Here is a 19,728-nt window from a genome sequence, read left to right as displayed (position 1 = left end):
CGACAAAGAGAAAATTGCTGGCGCCGGGTGGCTGCCGCTTCCGGTACCATGCCCGATCACATGCTGCTAACTGTACACCGGTGATTTTGCAGGAGTTCTTGCAAGTTACGTCAGCTACCTGTGACGAATTACCAAAGTAGATGGCCCAAACGTCTTTGGTAATTTGGCCTTCCGGGTGGGCAACGCTATGCTTTTCCGGTGATGACCGTCCTGACCGAAATGCGTTCGGCCGTACGTTTTCCCCTCCACCTGCCGGTGTCCCTGATGGTGAACCAGCAGTTGCACAAGGCGAAGACGCAGGATATTTCTGCCGGCGGAGTGTTGCTGGAAACCGACATCTGCCAGGAAGTCGGTACGCGCCTGGAGTTCACGCTGACGATGCCAGCGCACGTGATTGGCGCACCCAAAGATGTTCTAGTGAAGTGCACTGGTCGCGTGGTACGCTGCAAAGCAACGGGAGAAGGCTGTTTCTCGATTGCAGCAATCATCGAAGACTACTCCTTCGCCCGGAATTCCTAGCACCGGGAGCCAGAACGGTTTATGGCCGAAGAACAGGCCGGCCGCCCACAGGACTCGAACGGGGAGGACGTCACTCCCATCCGCGTCATATTGGCCGATAGCGAACCCATCTTCCGCGTGGGAATGCGGAAGATTTTTGCGCTGGAAGACGACTTGCGCGTGGTGGCACAGGCCGAAGACAGCTCCCAGATGATCTCCAGCGTTGCCCGCTTTGCGGCCGACGTGCTGCTGTTTGAAACGGCGCTGGCCGACAAGCCGGCCGAGGCCGTGAGTGAGGCCCTGCGCCTGGCACCCGGATTGAAGATCATCCTCGTCGTCTCTGAAATGGCGGAGGAGACCACGGTCGATTATTTTCGCCGGGGCGTGCGCGGCATCGTCACGCGCTCCATCTCGCCCGATCTGCTGATCAAGTGCATCCGCAAAGTGAACTTGGGCGAAACCTGGCTGGACAACCAGGGCGTCAACTGGGTGATTGAGGCTTACCGCGCGCAGGCCGCGCAGCTTACCTCACCGCGCAACCGCGTCAAGCTCACGCCGAAGGAGATCCAAATCATTTCCGGCGTGACGCAGGGCATGCGCAACAAGGACATTGCCGCCGAAGTGGGCACCACCGAGCAGGTGGTGAAGAATTACCTGCGCAAGGTCTACGACAAGCTGGGCGTGAGCGACCGTCTGGAACTGGCGCTCTACTGCATGCACCACCGGCTGCTGGAAGGCGCGCGCCGCGCCGACGGCGTCATTCTTGCCGAGGTCAACGACGGAAAAACATTGCCGACCGCCGAAGCAACGGCGGAAGCCGTGGCCACACCCAAGCAGTAACACACGCATCCGCGTCAGCGCGCTGGCAGGGCGCGCGGCGTCCGATGCTGCATGCGCTGATTTTTGATTCTCCTCTTCTGGGTCCTCCCCTTTTTTCTTCCCTTCAGTGAAATTGCGATGTGCAGAACTGCTCCACGTGTGCGTGGTAGGCACGTCGCGAGTGCTGCCCGAAATGTACGCGAGAGGAAGGGAAGCGATGGCATTCATGGGTGCAATTCCGCAGGACCGTGCAAAAGCTGTGGATTCCTGCGTTGAGGTTGGCGCGACGAAAGCGCGCGCTTACGTTACAATAGAATTCGTTGCGCCCTGCGGCGCAACACCAGCCCCGCGCGCAAGGCGCGGTCCCGCAGTGCAAACTGGCGCGGAGAGATGGCCGAGTGGCTGAAGGCGCACGCTTGGAAAGCGTGTATACGGGAAACTGTATCCAGGGTTCGAATCCCTGTCTCTCCGCCAGAACTTCCTCTTCGCGCACTCCTGTTTCCCTTCTATCCTTTGCTCGACACCGTGCTTAGCGTTCAGGCGCACATCTTTGTACTTTCACGATGGACCGTTTTGTCGAATTTCCGCGCGTGGCCTAAGCTGGAGCCATTCTTAAGATCGCAGGAATGGAGACATCATGGAGAGCATTCGCAAGCTGATTCACGAGCGCCGCAGTTGCCGCGCATATTCTGAGCAGGAATTGACGCGCGCCGAGGTGGAGTCGCTGATTGCCGACGCCGTATGGGCGCCGAGCGGTTCGAACCAGCAGTCGTGGGGATTTGCCATCATCTAGGACCGCGCCACGCTGAAGCGTTACAGCGATCTTTGCAAGCAGAAGCTGCTGGCCGAACTGGCGACCACGCCCTACCTGGAGCAGTACGCCACCATGCTCCAGAACCCGGAGTTCAACATCTTCTATAACGCCGGGACGCTCGTCATCGTCTACGGCAGTAATGCCACCTACTGGAAGACATACGACTGTACGATGGTGGCCTATAACCTGATGCTGCTGGCGGAAGAGGACAAGCTGGGGAGCTGCTGGATCGGCTTCGCACATCGCATCTTCGATACCGAGGAGATCAAGCGCGAACTGGCCATTCCCGAGGGATACACGCTCGTGGCGCCCATCATTCTTGGCCACCCGGAACGCGAACGCACAAGTTCGGGCATTCCGCGCAAGCCCTATTTCACCAGGTTCAACGAGCCGCAAAAGTAGCGGTGCAGAAAACTCGAGGCCCGCACTGGCAGCGTGAAAGCGCTCCGGTGCGGGCCTTTTGCGTTCCTGCGCCCGCGTAAGAGGCGATGCGGCGGTGGGGCATGGAACTGTTTCAATGAAACGTTTGTTTTACGAATCCTGAAATTATGTTATATATACATATATATCAGTCGAGCGACGGCTTGGAGCTTCCTGCCCCGGCGCCCGGCGGCACGGTAAACGTGGAGCAGGGATGGACGTGTGGGCAATCGGCGACGTTCTGGAGAATCGCAAGCAGCAGAAGGTGCTGCGTGCGGGCGGCGATATTACGCTCAGGGAGCGGACGAGAGAGTATCACGCGCTGCTGCGCGATGCCACGCGGGGTCTCAGTGTGGCAGAGCGCGACCGGCTTCTGAACCACCTGATGGATGCCTTGCTGCAGGAAGCGGCCACACTGCAGGCGGCGATTGCCTGGGTGAAGGCGGAACGCTAGATGGGTGCATTGCTGGAAACAAAGACGCCTGCAGGCGGCACGGAGCCATGTACTTTGCTCTCGACGGCACGTCCCGAAGTGACGCGGCAGCGTCTGCTGGAGGCCGCCGGTCGCGTTTTTGCCGAGATTGGCTACAAAGCCGCGACGGTCCGCCAGATCACCGATCGTGCCGGGGCCAATGTGGCCGCCGTCAATTACTACTTCGGAGACAAGCGCGAACTGTACCGGACGGTAATGCGCACGATCACCGGAAAGACCGTGCAGGAACTTCGCGAGCGCTGCGCCAGCGGCTCGGCGGAGGAGCGGCTTCGGGCGTTCATCCGCTATGTGCTGAAAGAACACGGCGCGCGTCCGGAGGAGGCATGGCAGCGCCTGTTCCTGGCGCGGGAGATTTTGGAACTCCACGAAGAGCAGGCGGAGATCATTGTGGAAGCCACGCGCCCGATGCACGGGATTGCCGAGAGCATCATGCGCGAACTGTTGCACTGCCGCGCCAACTCCCCGTTGGTTCGGCTCTCCGCGAGCACGTTGATTTCAATTTGTGTCAACCGGACGCCGCAACAGCGGCTGGACGCGCGCCTCTCCCCAGAGCCGGAACGGGGAAAGGCCGATCCGGAACGGACGATCGAGCAGATCTTCCGCTTCGTTCTGGCTGGCGTCCGCGGTCTTGCCGACCGCCCACCTCGCTAAAAGTCTCACGGCAGTTGTGCCTGGCCGCATGAAGATCCTGGAAAAGGGGTATGGATTTGTTCGTCGTAAAACGGTACTCGAAGTGTGTTTGCATCCTTTCAATTTCACTGGCGGTGCTTGGCAGCGTGCTGTGCGGAACGGCATGCCACAGCAAAGCGGCCGGGACCAGCGCACGGCCTCCGCTGGAAGTGGCCGTGGCCACGGCTGGGCAGCGCGATGTTCCCATCTATGGCGAGTGGGTCGGCAACCTGGACGGTTTTGTGAACGCCCAGATTCAGCCGCAGGTTTCCGGCTATCTGGTGCAGCAGCACTATCGCGAGGGCCAGCAGGTTCACAAGGGAGACGTGCTGTTTGAAATTGATCCGCGCTCGTTTGAGGCGGCGCTCGATCAGGCCAAGGGGCAGCTGGCGCAGGCCAAGGCGCAGCTGGAACTGGCACAGATCAACGTGCAGCGCGACACGCCGCTGGTGAAGGCCCACGCGATGGCGCAGAGCCAACTCGATACCGACACGCAGCAGGCCGCGCAGTTCGCGGGCGTGGTCAAGACCGACGAAGCGGCCGTGCGCATGGCGCAGCTCAACCTCGGCTGGACCAAGGTGCGTTCGCTGATTGATGGCATTGCCGGCAAGGCCAACGTGCAGGTCGGCAACTTGGTGAACACCGCCACGCCGCTGACGACCGTGTCACAGGTGAGCCCGATCAAGGCGTTCTTCTCCATCAGCGAGCAGGAGTACCTCGACCTGTCGGAATCGGCCAAGCGTCAAGGCGCGGCCGATCTGCTGAGCGGCAAGAAGATGATTCCGCTGGAGCTGATGCTGGCCAACGGACAGGTCTACCCGGAGAAGGGAACCATCATCTTCGTCGACCGTGGTGTGGACAACTCCACCGGCACCATCACGATTGCCGGGGAATTTCCCAACCCCTCAAACCTGCTGCGCCCGGGACAGTTTGCCAAGGTTCGCGCCATGACCGGCGTGCAGAAGAACGCGGTGCTGGTGCCGCAGCGCGCGGTGCTGGATCAGCAGGGCAAGCATCTTGTGGTGGTCGTTGGCAAAGGCAACATGGCGCAGCCGCGTCTGGTGACGGTGGGTAAACAGGTCGGCAGTGACTGGATCATCACCGGTGGAGTGAATGCCGGTGATGTGGTGGTGACGGAGGGCAACACGAAGATTGCCGGACCGATTACGGTGCACGCTGTTGCTGAGAATACATCGGCGCAGGGAGCACGGTAGTCATGTCGAAGTTCTTCATTCGCCGCCCGGTCTTCGCCATCGTCATTTCCATCATTATGGTCATCGTTGGATTGGTGGCGATGTTTCGCCTGCCAACCTCCGAATATCCCGACATTGTGCCGCCGGAGATTCTGCTGCGCGCGGTTTACCCCGGCGCGGATACCAGCGCCATGACCCAGGCCGTGGCCACGCCGATTGAGCAGCAGATGAGCGGCGTCGACCACATGAACTACATGTATTCGGTCAACTCAAACTCCGGCAACACGGAGCTGACCGTCAACTTCAAACATGGCACCGATCCGAACGTCGACCAGATTCTGACGCAGCTGCGCTACTCGCAGGCCGCCGCGCAGCTGCCCATGGAGACAACAGCCTCCGGTGTGACGGTGCAGAAGGCGCTGTCTTCGCCGCTGATGATCGTCAACGTCATCTCGCCCAAGGGCAGCTACGACGACCGCTACTTGGCGAACTACGCCTACATCAACATGGTCGACCAGCTCTCGCGCGTGGAGGGCATTGGCCGCGTGCAGGTGCTAGGCTCGGGCCAGTACGCCATGCGCGTGTGGGTGAAGCCTGATCAGTTGGCCAAGCTTGGCATCACGGTGTCGCAAATCAGCGCGGCCATACAGGCGCAGAATGCGGTGCACCCCGCGGGGCAGGTGGGCGGCGAGCCGATTCAGCAAGGGCAGCAACTCACCTACGCGGTGCGCTCCGACGGCCGCCTGGTGACCGAGGAGCAGTTCGGAGACATCGTGCTGCGCGCCTCGCAGAACGGTCAGATTGTGCGGCTGCGCGACGTGGCACGCGTAGAACTGGGCGCGCAGACCTACAACGTGCGCAGCCGCTTGAACGGCCAGCCCGCGGCAGGCATCGCCATCTATCAATTGCCGGGCTCGAACGCCGTGCAGGCCGTGAAGAATGCGCGCTCCGAGATCGACAAGATATCCAAGAGCTTTCCGCAGGACATGAGCTACGTGGTCTCGCACGACGCGACCAAGTCGGTCAACGCTGGCATCCATGAAATTGTGCTAACGCTGGTGGTCGCCATTCTGCTGGTCATCCTCGTCGTCTACATCTTCCTGCAAAGCTGGCGCGCTACATTGATTCCGCTGCTGGCCGTGCCGGTCTCGCTCATCAGTACGTTCGTCGTCTTCCCAATGCTGGGCTTCACCATCAACACGCTGTCGCTGTTCGGCCTGGTGCTGGCCATCGGACTGGTGGTGGATGACGCCATCGTGGTGGTGGAGGCCGTGGAACACCACATGGAAGAAGGAATGACCGCGAAGGATGCCGCGTTCAAGGCCATGGAGGAAGTTTCCAGCCCGGTCATCGCCATCGCACTCATCCTGGCGGCGGTCTTCATCCCAACGGCATTTATCGCGGGCATCAAGGGACGGCTCTATCAGCAGTTCGCCGTCACCATTGCCATCTCGGTTCTGTTCTCGGCCTTCAACGCACTCACGCTCAGCCCTGCGCTGTGCGCGCTGCTGCTCAAGCCGAAGCAGAAAGCCGGTGGCGTGCTGGGCGGCTTCTTCGGCTGGTTCAACCGCACGTTCAGCCGGGGCACGGAAAGCTATCTGCAAACCTCGTCGCTGTTCATCCGTCGCTCGCTGCTCTCGGTAGCGTTGTTGGTTGTCTGCGCCGCGGTGGGCTTCCTGGTGGGTGACCATCTGCCGGGTTCGTTCCTTCCGGAAGAGGATCAAGGCTTCATGATGGCGAGCCTCCAGTTGCCGTATGCATCGTCTTTGAGCCGCACTTCGGACGCTGCACGGCAGGTGGAGGATGTGCTGCTGCACACGCCCGGGGTCTCAGGCGTGTCGTCCATTCTCGGCTTCAACCTGCTCAGCACCACGCAGAGCACCTACAACGCGTTCTTCTTTATCGACTTCAAAGACTGGTCGGACCGCACACGGAAGGACGAGCAATATGCAGTCATCCGCAGAGCCGTCCTTTCGCTGCCGGAGAACATACGCGACGGCATCGCCTTCGGCATTGTGCCTTCCGCGATTCCGGGCATTGGCACCGCCGGCGGCGTGAACTTCGTGCTCGAAGACCGCTCGGGCAGCCTTGACACCGAGTACCTGGCGACCAATACCGACCGCTTCATGGATGCGGTCCGCAAGCGTCCGGAAGTTGCCATGGCTGCTACCACGGCGCTGCCGCACGTGCCGCAGATCAACGTGGAGGTGGATCGCGCCAAGGTCATGCAGCAAGGCGTAAACCTGAACGACGTCTACCAGACCATGCAGACCTTTATGGGCGGCTACCTGGTCAACTACTTCAACCGTTTCGGACGCCAGTGGCAGACCTACATCGAGGCCGACGCCGATTCGCGCGCCAACATCGACAACATCGGGCGCTTCTACGTGCAATCGAACAAGGGAACACCCGTGCCGCTCAGCTCATTGGTCAGCATCAAGCGCATTACCGGGCCAGAATTCAACATGCGCTACAACGAGTACAACTCGTCACAGATTCTTGTGACGGCCAAGCCCGGCTACAGCTCCGGGCAGGTGATGGCGGCGCTCGAAGAGGTCTTCCGCCAGACCATGCTCTCGAACATGGGCTATGACTACATGGGCATCTCGTACCAGGAGAAGGAGGCGCAGAAAGGCACCTCCGCGATGATGACCTACGGCTTCTCGCTGGTCTTCGTCTTCCTGATTCTGGCAGCACAGTACGAGAGTTGGACGCTGCCGTTCAGCGTGCTGCTGAGCACCCCCATCGCGTTCTTCGGCGGCTACCTGGCGCTGTGGTCGCGCTCGCTGGAAAACAACACCTACGCGCAGATCGGCATGGTCATGTTGATCGGGCTGGCAGCAAAGAACGCCATCCTGATCGTGGAATACGCCAAAGCGCACATGGACGCGGGTACGCCGCCGATTGAAGCTGCGCTGGCCGCCGCCCGTTTGCGTCTCCGCCCCATCCTGATGACGGCCTTCGCCTTCATCCTTGGCTGCGTGCCGCTGTGGGTCGCCAGGGGCGCGGGCGGCGAGGCTCGGCGCACGCTGGGCACAACCTGCATTGGCGGCATGCTGGCGGCTTCGCTGATCGGCATTTTTCTGGTTCCGGTCTGTTTCGTCATCGTGGAGAACCTGTCCAGGCGTCTGCGCGGAAGCGCCACACCTGCGGCTCAGGCACAAGTGGAAGGTGAAAGATGAGAAGGATACTCTCTGCGAAGGCCACGGCCGTAGCACTGATGTTGATGGCAACACTTTCGCTGGCAGGCTGCCGCGTGGGCAAACCCTACGCGCGCCCCGCCGTGAGCACGCCGCCGGAATATCAGGGGGCGGCAACCCCGGCCGCATCGCAAGCAACGCAGGCAGCGGCCAGGAGCCTTGGGGAAGAGAAGTGGTGGACGGTTTTCGGCGACCCGCAGTTGCAGGAGCTGATCCGCAAGGGGCTGGCGCAGAACTTTGATGCGCGGCTGGCCGCCGAGCGCGTGCTGGAAGCGCAGGCGCAGGTGGGCATCACGCGGGCGGACCAGTTGCCCACGCTGAACGGCTCGGCCGCCCTCAGCAGCCAGCAGTTTGCCAAGGGCGAGATGGGCTCCAACCCGAAGCCGGTGGAGATGAACTTTGGCAAGCTGGGGCTGTCGGCGGCGTGGAACCTGGACTTCTGGGGGCGCTACCGCATGGCCACCGAAGCGGCGCGCGCGCAACTGCTGGGCACCGAGTGGGCGCAGCGCGCGGTGCGGGCCACAGTGGTGGCAGATATCGCCACGGGATACTTTCAGCTCCGCACGCTCGACATGCAGTTGGAGATTGCCAGGCAGACGCTGAAGACACGCCAGGAGTCATTGCAGTTGACGCGCGATCTCGAGGCTGGAGGCTCGGCCACCATGCTCGACGTGCGCGAGGCCGAGCAACTTGTCTACTCGGCACAGACGCAGATCACCGACCTTGAACGCCAGAGTGCACAGCAGGAATTCTCGTTGTGCACGCTGCTGGGCGAGCAGCCGCACTCCGTTGCGCGCGGCATGAGCATTGACCAGCAACCGCGCCTGCCGGAGGTTCCTGCGGGTGTGCCCTCTGAACTGCTGGAGCGGCGGCCTGACATACGCGAGGCCGAGGCGGTGATGGTCGCCGCCAACGCCGAGATTGGCGTGGCGCGCTCCGCGTACTTCCCGCAGATTGCGCTTACGGGCGCCACCGGCACGGACAGCAACGCGCTCTCGCGCCTGTTCACCGGTTCCAGCTACGTGTGGAACTACGGGCCCACCGTCAGCGTCCCCATCTTCAACGCCGGACGCATTCGCAACAGCGTGAAGGTCACCGAGTCTCAGCAGCGGCAGGCTGAGCTGAGTTACCGCAAGACGATTGCCTCGGCGTTTCGCGACGTATCGAAGTCGCTGGTGGCCTATCGCAAGTATCACGAGTACCGGCAGGGCGAGGAGAAGATTGTGAGTGCGGCGGCCGACGCGCTGCAGCTGGCGCGCGTGCGCTTTGAGCACGGGCAATCCTCGTACCTGGAGGTGCTGACCAACGACCGCGCCTGCCTCTCCGCGCAGATGGAGTTGACTGCGGCGAAGCAGAACGAGCTGCTCTCCATTGTGCAACTTTATGACGCGCTCGGCGGAGGCTGGAAGGAATAGAACACTGGCCGCGCGGGCGTTATGGAAAGCCCGCGTCGGTATGAAGCTTGTCCGCGGCCGGGGGGATTGCGGACGATGGAGCCGTTAGCGAGCCGGAATGCCGACCGTTGGCGGCTCCATTCTCTTGTGGCTCACGCTGGCCGCGCATTTGGCGCAAAAGGCTACTGCCAGCTCTGACCGCCGTCGTGCGTGCTCCACTGTGTGCCATCTTCGGCGGTGACGATGCCGTTTTGCTCGCTGCTGAAAGCAATGTGTGTGATGGCCGCCGGGGCGTTGCCGCGCGCGGGCAGCGCAACATGGCTCCATGTGGCGCCGAAGTCCGTGGAGCGGTAGAGCGCATGCGCCTCTCCGCCCGCCCAAACTGAATTGCCAACGGTGGCTACCACGCGGAAGCGCGTATTCGCGGGCAACTCCGCCTTATGCCACGTGCCTTCCGCCTGCTGCCATTCCACGCGGCCCGCGGAGTTCACGCGCCACGCGGTGGGAGCAATCTCCATCTTGTAGGCGCGCATTGAAGTCGCGGCCTTGGTGCGTGTCATGCGTTGCTCTGTCTGCAACGCCGGCGCCGCAGCATTGCGGCTGTAGAGCAGTCCGCTGTCGGCGTTGTTGGAGGCGTTGGTCGGACCCGCGCTCTTCCGCGCGACCGCAACGTTGCTGTTTGCCTCGTTCGTGAGCACGCCTCCCGCCACGGCTGCGGCTGCGGGCGGCGCCGGAAGTGCTTTTGTGGAGTGCATGGCGTCCGCCGTGGTCGCAGCCGTTACGCTCGGCTCTGCCTTCGACATGGAGCGTGCGGTGAGGTCTTCTTCGTGCCGCTTTCCGGCCGCGTGTTCGGAGGGCGGTGGCGGCGCGGAAATGCTCGGCTGCTCGGAGCGTGGTGGTTGCGTTGGTGCGGTCGGCGAACCCTTCTCATTAGTGCTGCTGGTCTGTGACGCTTCTCCCGATGCGTGCTGCATCTCCGGAACGACGTCGGACGACGCCGTGGGCGACGCTGGCGCGGGCACAGCCGCTGCCGGAGTGTTCATTCGCGCCAGTTCACTGGGGCGCGTGCGCATGAATTGGTAGACAACAATGCCGCCAGAGACCACGGCGACGGCCGCCACCGCTGAGCCCCACGCCAGCCAGCGCCGGGGTGCCGCAACCGGCACGGGAGCGAACTGCACGGTCTTTACCGGAGCGTGCACAGCCTCTGCTTCGGGTGCGGCGGCGGAGGTCAGGGCCAGCACCTCGCGGCATGCTGCGCAGTCGGCCAGATGCGCTAACACATGCGCGCGCTCGTCGGCGGTCAGCGCCTCTTCCGCAAAGGCGTTGAGCATGTCGGCGCCCGGATGCGGTGTCAGCGGCGTCCGGTGGGCGAGTGCCTGTTGCAGCGGGTTGTGGTTCGGCGGCGTCACGTTTGGTCTCCGCTTCTGTTATAGAACGCGGGAAGATTGGTTCCTTGCCTCAGTTTTTCGTTCACGTCGACCGCAAGGTCGCGCACATCAATCTCCGTAAGCAGTTCGTCGCATCGTCGCGGCGGCACCCCGGAGGTCTCCAGGCGCTTCCGCACACGCTTGCGCAACTCGCGCGTCAGGCGGTCGAGCCGGCGGCTGATGGTGGCCTCATGCAAGTGCAGCAGGCGTCCGATTTCCGCCAGCGTCCGCTGGTCAAGAAAGTATGCAGCTAGAAGGAAGCGCTCTTCCTGCTCAAGCTCGTCGAGCGTGCGATTAACGGCCTCGGTGAGCGCGCCATCCGGCTCTGCGGTCTGCGGCGCCGGAGGTGCGGCGAAGCTGGCCCCTGCCTCCACCTGCTCCTCCAGGCTTACGTTCTTGCGCTGTGAGCGGTAGCGGTCCACGTATTGCTGCGCCACTACGGTGCGCAACCAGCCTTCCAGCGAGCCGCGACCCATGTAATAGTCCAGCTTGGAGCGGCGATGACCATTCTCGCCAGTCAGGCCGTAGAGTTCGGCGTAAAGCCCATCAGCCAATTCGCGCGCGGTGGCATCGTCGTGCGCCATTCGGTAGGCAGTCTCATAAAGCGCCGGGCGGTAGCGCACCAGAAATTCATCCCACGCGCTGTCGCTTCCGGCGGTGCAGGCGCGGGCCAGCGCCAACTCTTCAAGATGCAAGGTGGAAAGCAGCGCGAGCTGTTCGTCCGCTGAGGACTCGGCGGCGTAGCGGACCACAACGGCGCCGAGGTAGAGTGCAAAGGCCTCTGGGGTTAGCCCGTAACGCGGCGCGCCGGAGACGGCGTAGAGCGCAGAGATGCGCTCCAGCACGCGGCGGTCAAGCGCGCGCACGGCTTCCGCGAGTTGAGGCCCGCAATCCATGTGGCACCGATGCTAACAAATTTTCTGCAAGGAACCCATGCACGTTCGTTCTACCCCTGCAAGGCAGAAACGCTGCCGCGGGAGGAGACATATGAAAGACGTGATTCGGCGTGCGATGGTGAGCGGGAGGAAGACCTCTGGTATGGGGCAGGGGATGGTCCTGCTGGCGTTGCTGTTGCTGGCGGCACCGCTGTTTGCAGGCATTCCGCCGCGCAAAGGGTATGAGGTGCTGGCGCCGATTGAGCGCGGCAACCTGCAGGTGTTTCCCGTGGTCGGCCCGCAGCGCGAAACCGCAGGCTTCCTGACGCTGGATGAAGGCGTGCGCGGCGGCGAGGTGACGGTGACCGAGGCGGGCGATGAGCCGGGGCTGGTGCGGCGTCCGGGCGTGATGCCGCGGCGGCGTGGCGGCGCCGAGGTGAACCGGCTGGTGCTCACCAATAACTCGTCGCGTCCGCTGCTGCTGCTGGCGGGAGAGATTGTCACCGGCGGCAAGCAGGACCGCGTGATCGGTGCCGACCGCATTGTGCCGCCACACTCCGGCCCCATCGACCTTGGTGTCTTCTGCGTGGAGCCGGGCCGCTGGGTGGAATCGAGCGCGAAGTTCGGCTCCATGCAGGGGCAGATGGCGCAGCCCAGCGTACGCACTCCTGCCATGGCCGAGAAGAGCCAGCAGTCGGTGTGGGACAACGTCGGCGTGGCCAACCGCAACATGGCCGGAGTAGTGGGCGCAACGGCCGCGCCTGCCATGCGTGATTCCGGCAGCAGCTATGCCAAGGTCTTTGGCGCGGCACCGGTGCGTGCCAAGCTGGCTGAGTACGGCGACGAACAGGGTATCCTGCGCGAGTTGCGCGAGCGTGGCGCGGTGGGCGTAGTGGTGGCCGTCAACGGGCGCATCATCTGGGCCGATATTTTTGCCGGCAGCGAACTGCTGAACAAGTACTGGCCCAAGCTCTACAAGAGCTACGTGGCGGAGGCCATGACGTTTCGCGGACCACTGGAGCATGCCAGCCGACGTGAGGCACAGCAGTTTCTGGCCGATCTCGAGGGCCGCCGCGAGATCAGCGAGACCGAACCGGGAATCTTTCGTAGCACGGAGATTCACGGTGACGGCTTCAAGATATTTCTGTTAACCTCTCTGCTGTCGAAGTCGGAGTGTGAAGTACACATTACAAAGATGAGAAGTTGAGCGGCCGGCAGTCCGGGGGGAGGCGGCGCGCATGGGGCGGATTGCTCCATGCGTTTTCCTTTGCGCCAAAGAATCGAGACGCAGGGGACCGTTACCCTGATGGTGCGTAGACACGACAGTGTCAACCCTTTCCCGGATAAAATCCGGGGAGGAGCCGGAGTTCTATTTCAAGTCGAGGCTTGCCTTGGGCTGGGGCGGTCGAGGACAGGATCAAGCCGGCGCGGACACCAATGCGCCGCACTTGCGAATGTCGGAGAGATGACAGAATGTTCATGATTGGAGCGGGAGAGGACTGGAGCGGGGCGCAGCCTGAGGGAGAGCGCCGCCGTTGCCGCCGCATCGCCATGCGGCTTCCGCTGGAATTGATATTGGCCGGTGAGCAGAACCCGCTGCTCGGCTTCACCTATGACGTCAGCGCCAACGGTGTCCGCTTCAGCCTCGACCGGCCTCTGGAGCCCCGCCGAGAAATTGAGTTTCTCCTGGTATTTCCGCCGGAAGTGACCATGTGCACTACCATGAAGGTGAAGTGCACGGGGCGCGTTGTGCGCACACGCTCGGAGAACGGCTTTGGCGGAGATGTTGCCGCCACCATCGACCGCTTTGAGTTGTTGACCAGCGACGCCGTCTACCCCTTCTCCAACGTCGCACCGCCCCCTTCGCAAAGCCTGGACTAAAGCCTGTTGTACCTCATCGCATCTGCATGGAATCGACAGGCAGGATCGCGCCGCACCTGCGCGCAACAGAAGACAATCAGACTGAAGTGATCGAATGTTGAAGAGTTGTGCCCGGAAGGTTTCTGGCGATTATGCCATGGAGCTGAGAAATTCGTAGTGGTCGATCTTGATGGCCAGTCCGTCGTTCTCTTCGCCCATCTCGCGGCGGACCACCACGCCATCACAAAGCGCCAGCAGACGGCAGGTGGTCGTGGTTTCCGGCGGAAAGGTGACCATGAAGCGGATGCGCTCGCGTACCGGTGTTCCCTTGGCAACGTAGATGTACATCCCGGAAGCACTGATGTCGCGCGTCATCATGGCGATGCGCTGACCATTTTCAAGCAGCAGCTTGACCGGCGCCGGAACCCTGTATCGCGCCGAGAGGCGACGATCAATGGATTCCGCGGGCGGTTCGAACTCGGGGCGATTATTCCACATGCCAGCTAGCCTTCCGTCCTGAGTGGCCATGTCCTGCTGCTTCCTGACGATGTCCATACGCGTACGCGCACCTATGCCGAACGGCCATAGCGGACACCTGTCTTGTATTTGTGAAATCGTAATGCTGAAAGAATCAAGCTGCAATACTATTCAACTCGAAATTTATCTTGAGTATTGACTCGCGATTACAAAACGCGCATTCTTCGGGCGAATGCCCACTCTGGTAACGAAGGCAGGGGGCAATCGGGTACCGGCGGCTCAAGGTTGGCGTAATCTATTGGGCAGTTACGGAAGGGCGGGGAGTAACCATGGCGGAGCAGTCAGCAAACGAAGTGGGGACGTCAAAGCCGGAGGTGGTCCACAAGAGTGAGGATCAATGGCGCGCCGAGTTGACGCCGGAGCAATATACCGTGCTGCGCGAGAAGGGCACCGAGCATCCGTTCACCGGCGAGTACGATCAGACCTTCGAGGATGGCGTTTACCGCTGCGCGGGGTGCGGAGCCGAGTTGTTCACCTCCGAGGCCAAGTACGACTCCGGCTGCGGATGGCCGGCATTTTCCGAAGCAAAAGATGCCAGTGCCGTTATCTACACGCAGGACCTTAGCCACGGCATGCGGCGCGTCGAAGTCACCTGCGCTCACTGCGGCGGCCACCTCGGGCACGTCTTTCCCGACGGTCCACAGCCGACCGGCACGCGCTTCTGCATCAACTCCGTCTCACTGAAGCACCAGAAAAAGTAGCGATTCCGAAAAGTAGAAAGCGAAGGATTTCACTGCTGGGCACCGCAGGCGCGGTGCCTTTTGCGTTTGGGAGCGAGCGGCGCTGTCAGCAGCCGCGCAGCAGGGCGGCGCCCCAGTGGTATCCGGCGCCGAAGGCGGCCAGCACCACGGGCACGCCCGCAGCCAGCGTATGCTCGGCGCACCACTCGTGCAGCGCAATCATCATGGAAGCCGACGAGGTATTGCCGTAGCGGCTGATGTTGAAGAAGAAGCGTTCGTGCGCCGCGCCCAGTGCGTCCGCCGCGCGCAGAATGACGTGCAGGTTTGCCTGGTGCACGATGAAGGCTTCCACGTCGGCAATGGCCGTGGCGGTTTGCGAGAGCACCTCTCGAATGCTCTCCGGAATGCGCTTGCCGGCCTGCGTGATGACCGAGCGCCCGCGCATGAGGAAGCGGCCCTCGTCGTTGATGCGGAGGTCATTCCAGTAGCGTCCGTCGCTGTGCAGCACGCTGGCCTCGAGGCGGGCAAAGCCGCGGTCGCGGCGGAGCAGGCAGGCGGCGGCACCGTCTCCGAACAGCGGAGCCACGCCGCGCTCGAGCGGTTCGCGCAGGCCGTAAGTCGACATCTTCTCGCTGGCCACAACCAGGATGTTGCCGTAAGCCTCGCTGAGCCGGTGCGCCAGGTTCATAGCAATGATCGATCCGGCGCTGGCCACGGGCACGTCGAATGCAGGCGTGTTGCGAAGGCCGAGTTCGGCGGCAAGCCTGGCGGCCGGTCCGGGCGAGCGCTGCTCGTAGGAGCCGCAGGAAACGATGACTGCACCAATGTCGGAGGCGGCTGCGGGTGACTTTTGCGGCGGTGTGGCAGGTTGCGGCTTCCAACGGCTCAGGCAGCGGCGCGCCGCCTCCAAGGCCATGGAGTCGACCGTCTCGGTTTCATTGGCGATGCGGCGCTCGCGAATGCCGCTGACGTTGAACAGCCACTCCTCGCTCACGCCGACGCGCGGAGCCAGCTCGGCGTTGGTCAACACCTGTGCGGGCAAATAGGCCCCGGTCGCGGCGAGCAATGGAGAATTCTGCGTCATTTGGTGGCTACAGGTGCGCGCGGGACCCCACCCGTGCGAGCCTTATCGTAACATCCCTGCGCGGAATCGCACTCGAATTCCCAGACCGACATGCCACCCTCCCGCAGGGTCCACCGCACAGGAAGATGCATGGCCGTGCGGCGCACAATCAGGTGCTCCCATATCGACATCTGCGCAATCGGAAGATCGGAATCCACGATGATCCATAGCCTCCGGTGCCCGGCGGCTATGCGGTCGATTGAGTCCGGCGTTGGATACGTGTTGAGATCCGAGGCTGAGAACTGCCCGGGAGTATTCCGGGGGAAGATGACGGTGGGCAGCGATGAGCCTTGAGGCAGATGGCGTTGGTAGTAGTCGTAGCAGGTGACCGTGAGCGGCTCCCAGAGAATGGCTTCATCTCCGGGGTGCGCTCGGCTCGCCACGGCTTCCAGCACCGTGCGCCATTGGTTCTGCGGGGTGCGATGGTAGTAGCCGGGCAGCTGCGCCAGCATGAACCCAAGCAGCACGGTCAACAGAACATTGGACGCCGCGCGCGGCAACTGTACGGCTCCCCAGGCAAGCAACAGGCAAAATGACGGCAAGGACATCAGTGCATAGCGCGGCATGAACATGGGCTGCCTGAGCTGAAGCAGCACCAGCGCCGCAATGGGCAGAAGCACTGTGCAGACCGTCAGCACAGTGGGGAAGATGTCCGGTTCGTCGAGCGGATTCTTCCGGAGAATCCGGATGAGTGGCGGAGCGACTGCTGCCACGACAAGCAGAAAACAGACCCACAGGCCTGCTGGGCCTGCCGCCATGAACCAGACAAGAAACTGCCAGAAACTGCTCCACGTCAGGTAGCGCATCCACCCCAGTTGAAGGAACTTTGCGTTCGAGAACCCATACCACAAGGGAAGGTACAGGATGGCGCAGACTCCGATGGCCCGCAGCATGGGCCGCAGATGCTTGCGTGCTGCGATGGCGACCGCCAGTATTTCCGCCGGAAGAATGAGGATGGAGAAGAACTGGGCGTAGGGCATCAGGGCGGTGATGGCAGCCCAGCAGAGCCAGTTGCGCCGATTGCCAATTTCAATTGCGCGCAGCAAGGAGAGCAGGCTCAGCGTCGCCAGCAGCATGAGCAGGGAGTACCCGCGCAGCTCCTGCGAATACCAGATACATGTGCTGCTGCAGGCGGCGATCAGCGCGGCACGCCAGCCGGCAGGCTCTCCAAACAAGCGCTTTCCCAAAAGCCCCAGCGCGGGGATCATGGCAATTCCGAAAGCTGCGGGCATCAGCCGTAGATATAGTTCCGATGAGCCAAAGTGCATCCACACGCGCAGCGGCAGGTAAAGCGCGAACATGTGAATCTCCGGCCCGTGAGCCATAAGGAAGAATTCCTTCCAGGGCATGCGGGCGACCGCGATGGAAAAACCTTCATCCAAAAACAGTGGTTGCGTGCCGAGCCGAAATGCACGCAGCGCCGTCGCCAGGGCCGTGATGATGGACAGAGTGATGAGGAAGGTGCGTGGCGGGCTCTTTGGGATGACGGCCATAGATGCTCAACAGTTTACGATGAACGATCTTCGTGACTCCGGTAAATGGATGGGCGAGAGCATTGAATGTCATTGACCGGAGTGTGCACAGAGATCAGTGCAGCCGTGGCTGGAATCCGTATCGGTACTTTTTTGTGGATTGTTCCAATTAGGTAATTAAATCAGTATGTTACGGAGAAAGAAAAACGTTGCCTTTCGAGGGCGCTGGCGCTACAGTAGGTTGTGTCGCAGCCGTAGTTCCTTTTGGCAGCAAGCCGAGGGCCCTTCTGGCTCATCGAACCCCGATTCCAGCACAATTGGTTGCCGAAGAGTGGGTCAGGTGATTTTGCGTGTTTGTACAGCGGTCCGGCGCGGTGGTGCACCGGGGCCGCAACTTGTGGGTGACGGGTTGGTGCCTGTCGCGTCCAAGTTGATGAAACCGAGAACGGACCAGGGGCATCCTAAAGAGGTGTAACGAGCCGCCCGGGTTCCCGTCGAACAAATCTAAGCAGTTCCCATCGCCTGTGGTACTGCCAGAACATTGCCAGACCAGCTTCCAAACGACGGCTCCCGGAAGCGGCTGCGCGCGAGGAGAGAACATGCGTTCCAATCGAGTTTTTGAGGCTTTGCACACGCTGCAAAACCGTTATATGCTGTGCCAGATCGCGTCCAAGGCGACGCGCAAGTTCCACAAGCCGAACACCCGTGTTGAAGACACGACCAACGACATTCTGTATCGCATTGGCGAATCGGGCCGCGATCAGGTACTGTCCGAGCCCGAAAATGTGAACGAAGCTCAGCGCCGCGCGGCCTAGCTTTCACCATCAACGACGTTCATCCTGGAAGCTTCCGCTCCGTACCGGCCGCCAAGTGCGCCGGGCAGGACCGGAAAGCTCCAGGAGAAGCGTAACCCCGCCGCGCGCCGTCCGTGCGCAGTACAGATCATTCCGGCCTTCCTTTCCACAACACTCCGTAGGTGAACATGACGATCGCAGAACTCAAAGAAAAGAACATTACAGAACTGACCAAGATTGCGCGCCAGCTCGACTTGCCCGGCGCCAGCGGGCTGAGGAAGCAGGACCTCATTTTCAAGATCCTGCAGGCCCAGAGCGAAAAAGAGGGCCACATTTTTGCCGAGGGCGTTCTGGAAATCCTGCCCGACGGCTATGGCTTCCTGCGTTCGCCGGACTACAACTACCTGCCGGGTCCGGACGACATCTACGTCTCCCCCTCGCAAATCCGCAAGTTCGACCTGAAGACCGGCGACACGATCAGCGGCCAGGTTCGTCCGCCGCACGAGGGTGAAAAGTATTTTGCGCTGGTGAAGATCGAAGCCGTCAACTTCGAGTCTCCCGAGGAAGCGCGCAACAAGATCCTGTTCGACAACCTGACGCCGCTGTATCCGCAGGAGCGGCTGAAGCTGGAAACCGTGCGCGACAACATGAGCGCGCGCGTGCTCGACATGCTGATCCCGGTGGGCAAGGGACAGCGCGGCCTGATCGTCGCTCCGCCGCGTACCGGCAAGACGATGCTGCTGCAGAACATTGCCAACTCCATCACCGCGAACCATCCGGAAGTGGTGCTGATTGTGCTGCTCATCGATGAGCGCCCGGAGGAAGTCACGGACATGCAGCGTTCGGTGAAGGGCGAAGTCATCAGCTCGACCTTTGACGAGCCCGCCGCCCGCCACGTGCAGGTGGCCGAGATGGTGATTGAAAAGGCGAAGCGCCTGGTGGAGCACAAGCGCGACGTGGTCATCCTGCTGGATTCGATCACGCGACTGGCGCGTGCCTACAACACGATTGTTCCGCCCTCGGGCAAGGTGCTCAGCGGCGGCGTTGACTCCAATGCCCTGCAGCGCCCGAAGCGCTTCTTCGGCGCGGCGCGCAACATCGAAGAAGGCGGCTCGCTGACCATCATTGCCACGGCGCTCGTGGAGACCGGCTCGCGCATGGACGACGTGATCTTTGAAGAATTCAAGGGCACGGGCAACATGGAAGTCATTCTCGACCGCAAGCTGAGCGACAAGCGCGTGTTCCCGGCCATCGACATTCAGCGCTCTGGCACCCGTAAGGAAGAGCTGCTGCAGCCGAAGGAAGACCTGCAGCGCATCTGGGTGCTGCGCCGCGTGCTGAACCCGCTGAGCCCGGTGGAGGCCATGGAGTTGCTCATCGACAAGCTGAGCAAGACGCGTGCAAACGCGGACTTCCTGGCCAACATGAGCACGCTGTAGAACAAGAGTCGCGCCCCA

General features: G+C 62.0%; 17 protein-coding genes, 1 tRNA gene and 1 pseudogene. 14 read left to right on the top strand and 5 right to left on the bottom strand.

All coding sequences use genetic code 11. The features are described from left to right. The first annotated feature begins 201 nt into the window (after positions 1-201). From AC6IZO_RS08165 to AC6IZO_RS08125, 9 genes and pseudogenes are all read left to right on the top strand, one after another. The gene (locus AC6IZO_RS08165; RefSeq protein WP_497809809.1) at positions 202-519 is read left to right on the top strand and encodes a PilZ domain-containing protein; all 318 of its coding nucleotides are present in this window, start codon (positions 202-204) and stop codon (positions 517-519) included. 21 nt (positions 520-540) lie between these two features. Beyond that, on the top strand, positions 541-1,338 hold the full coding sequence (locus tag AC6IZO_RS08160) for a LuxR C-terminal-related transcriptional regulator (RefSeq protein WP_497809807.1): 798 nt from the start codon (positions 541-543) through the stop codon (positions 1,336-1,338). 363 nt (positions 1,339-1,701) lie between these two features. Further along, positions 1,702-1,791 (top strand) — tRNA-Ser (locus AC6IZO_RS08155). A gap of 163 nt (positions 1,792-1,954) precedes the next feature. Continuing rightward, positions 1,955-2,533 (top strand): annotated as a pseudogene (locus tag AC6IZO_RS08150) (nitroreductase family protein). Between the two features lie 232 nt (positions 2,534-2,765). After that, positions 2,766-3,005, top strand: a complete 240-nt coding sequence (locus tag AC6IZO_RS08145) for a hypothetical protein (RefSeq protein ID WP_497809805.1) — start codon at positions 2,766-2,768, stop codon at positions 3,003-3,005. Beyond that, positions 3,006-3,695 carry a TetR/AcrR family transcriptional regulator gene (locus AC6IZO_RS08140; RefSeq protein WP_497809803.1) on the top strand — a complete coding sequence of 230 codons (690 nt, stop codon included), beginning with the start codon at positions 3,006-3,008 and terminating at the stop codon, positions 3,693-3,695. It abuts the gene before it with no gap. A gap of 50 nt (positions 3,696-3,745) precedes the next feature. Beyond that, entirely contained in the window at positions 3,746-4,927 is a 1,182-nt protein-coding gene (locus tag AC6IZO_RS08135; protein WP_497809801.1) for an efflux RND transporter periplasmic adaptor subunit, read from the top strand. A gap of 2 nt (positions 4,928-4,929) precedes the next feature. Next, positions 4,930-8,088 carry an efflux RND transporter permease subunit gene (locus tag AC6IZO_RS08130; RefSeq protein ID WP_497809799.1) on the top strand — a complete coding sequence of 1,053 codons (3,159 nt, stop codon included), beginning with the start codon at positions 4,930-4,932 and terminating at the stop codon, positions 8,086-8,088. Further along, entirely contained in the window at positions 8,085-9,521 is a 1,437-nt protein-coding gene (locus tag AC6IZO_RS08125) for an efflux transporter outer membrane subunit (RefSeq protein WP_497809797.1), read from the top strand. Before AC6IZO_RS08130 ends, AC6IZO_RS08125 begins: the two co-directional genes overlap by 4 nt. Before the next feature lie 161 nt (positions 9,522-9,682). Here AC6IZO_RS08125 and AC6IZO_RS08120 read toward each other — a convergent pair whose 3' ends face one another. Continuing rightward, positions 9,683-10,912, bottom strand: coding sequence for a YCF48-related protein (locus AC6IZO_RS08120; protein ID WP_497809795.1), 1,230 nt, complete (start codon positions 10,910-10,912; stop codon positions 9,683-9,685). Continuing rightward, a complete protein-coding gene (locus tag AC6IZO_RS08115; RefSeq protein ID WP_497809793.1) occupies positions 10,909-11,826 on the bottom strand; it encodes an RNA polymerase sigma factor in 918 nt (305 codons plus the stop codon). Before AC6IZO_RS08115 ends, AC6IZO_RS08120 begins: the two co-directional genes overlap by 4 nt. Positions 11,827-11,917: 91 nt before the next feature. On the opposite strand from AC6IZO_RS08115, the gene AC6IZO_RS08110 reads away from it, so the two are divergent. Then, positions 11,918-13,012 (top strand): ARPP-1 family domain-containing protein, encoded by a 1,095-nt coding sequence (locus tag AC6IZO_RS08110; RefSeq protein ID WP_497809791.1) that lies wholly within the window; start codon positions 11,918-11,920, stop codon positions 13,010-13,012. 266 nt (positions 13,013-13,278) lie between these two features. Next, positions 13,279-13,686, top strand: coding sequence for a PilZ domain-containing protein (locus tag AC6IZO_RS08105; protein ID WP_497809789.1), 408 nt, complete (start codon positions 13,279-13,281; stop codon positions 13,684-13,686). Positions 13,687-13,815: 129 nt separating this feature from the next. Here AC6IZO_RS08105 and AC6IZO_RS08100 read toward each other — a convergent pair whose 3' ends face one another. Further along, a complete protein-coding gene (locus tag AC6IZO_RS08100) occupies positions 13,816-14,163 on the bottom strand; it encodes a PilZ domain-containing protein (RefSeq protein WP_497809787.1) in 348 nt (115 codons plus the stop codon). Between the two features lie 308 nt (positions 14,164-14,471). On the opposite strand from AC6IZO_RS08100, the gene msrB reads away from it, so the two are divergent. Then, entirely contained in the window at positions 14,472-14,903 is a 432-nt protein-coding gene (gene msrB, locus AC6IZO_RS08095; RefSeq protein ID WP_497809785.1) for a peptide-methionine (R)-S-oxide reductase MsrB, read from the top strand. Positions 14,904-14,988: 85 nt separating this feature from the next. On the opposite strand, the gene AC6IZO_RS08090 is transcribed toward msrB, so the two are convergent. After that, positions 14,989-15,966 carry a 3-oxoacyl-ACP synthase III family protein gene (locus AC6IZO_RS08090; RefSeq protein WP_497809783.1) on the bottom strand — a complete coding sequence of 326 codons (978 nt, stop codon included), beginning with the start codon at positions 15,964-15,966 and terminating at the stop codon, positions 14,989-14,991. Continuing rightward, the gene (locus AC6IZO_RS08085; RefSeq protein ID WP_497809781.1) at positions 15,963-17,498 is read right to left on the bottom strand and encodes a glycosyltransferase family 39 protein; all 1,536 of its coding nucleotides are present in this window, start codon (positions 17,496-17,498) and stop codon (positions 15,963-15,965) included. The genes AC6IZO_RS08090 and AC6IZO_RS08085 overlap by 4 nt, the downstream gene beginning before the upstream one ends. A 578-nt stretch (positions 17,499-18,076) precedes the next feature. On the opposite strand from AC6IZO_RS08085, the gene AC6IZO_RS08080 reads away from it, so the two are divergent. After that, a complete protein-coding gene (locus tag AC6IZO_RS08080; RefSeq protein WP_497809779.1) occupies positions 18,077-18,292 on the top strand; it encodes a DNA-directed RNA polymerase subunit omega in 216 nt (71 codons plus the stop codon). A 167-nt stretch (positions 18,293-18,459) separates the two neighbouring features. Then, entirely contained in the window at positions 18,460-19,710 is a 1,251-nt protein-coding gene (gene rho, locus AC6IZO_RS08075; protein ID WP_497809777.1) for a transcription termination factor Rho, read from the top strand. Positions 19,711-19,728 lie beyond the last annotated feature (18 nt).

This window comes from Oryzophilus luti, assembly GCF_059726245.1.
The sequence above is the reverse complement of the archived record's forward strand: the minus strand, read 5'-3'. Positions and strand labels throughout refer to the sequence as shown.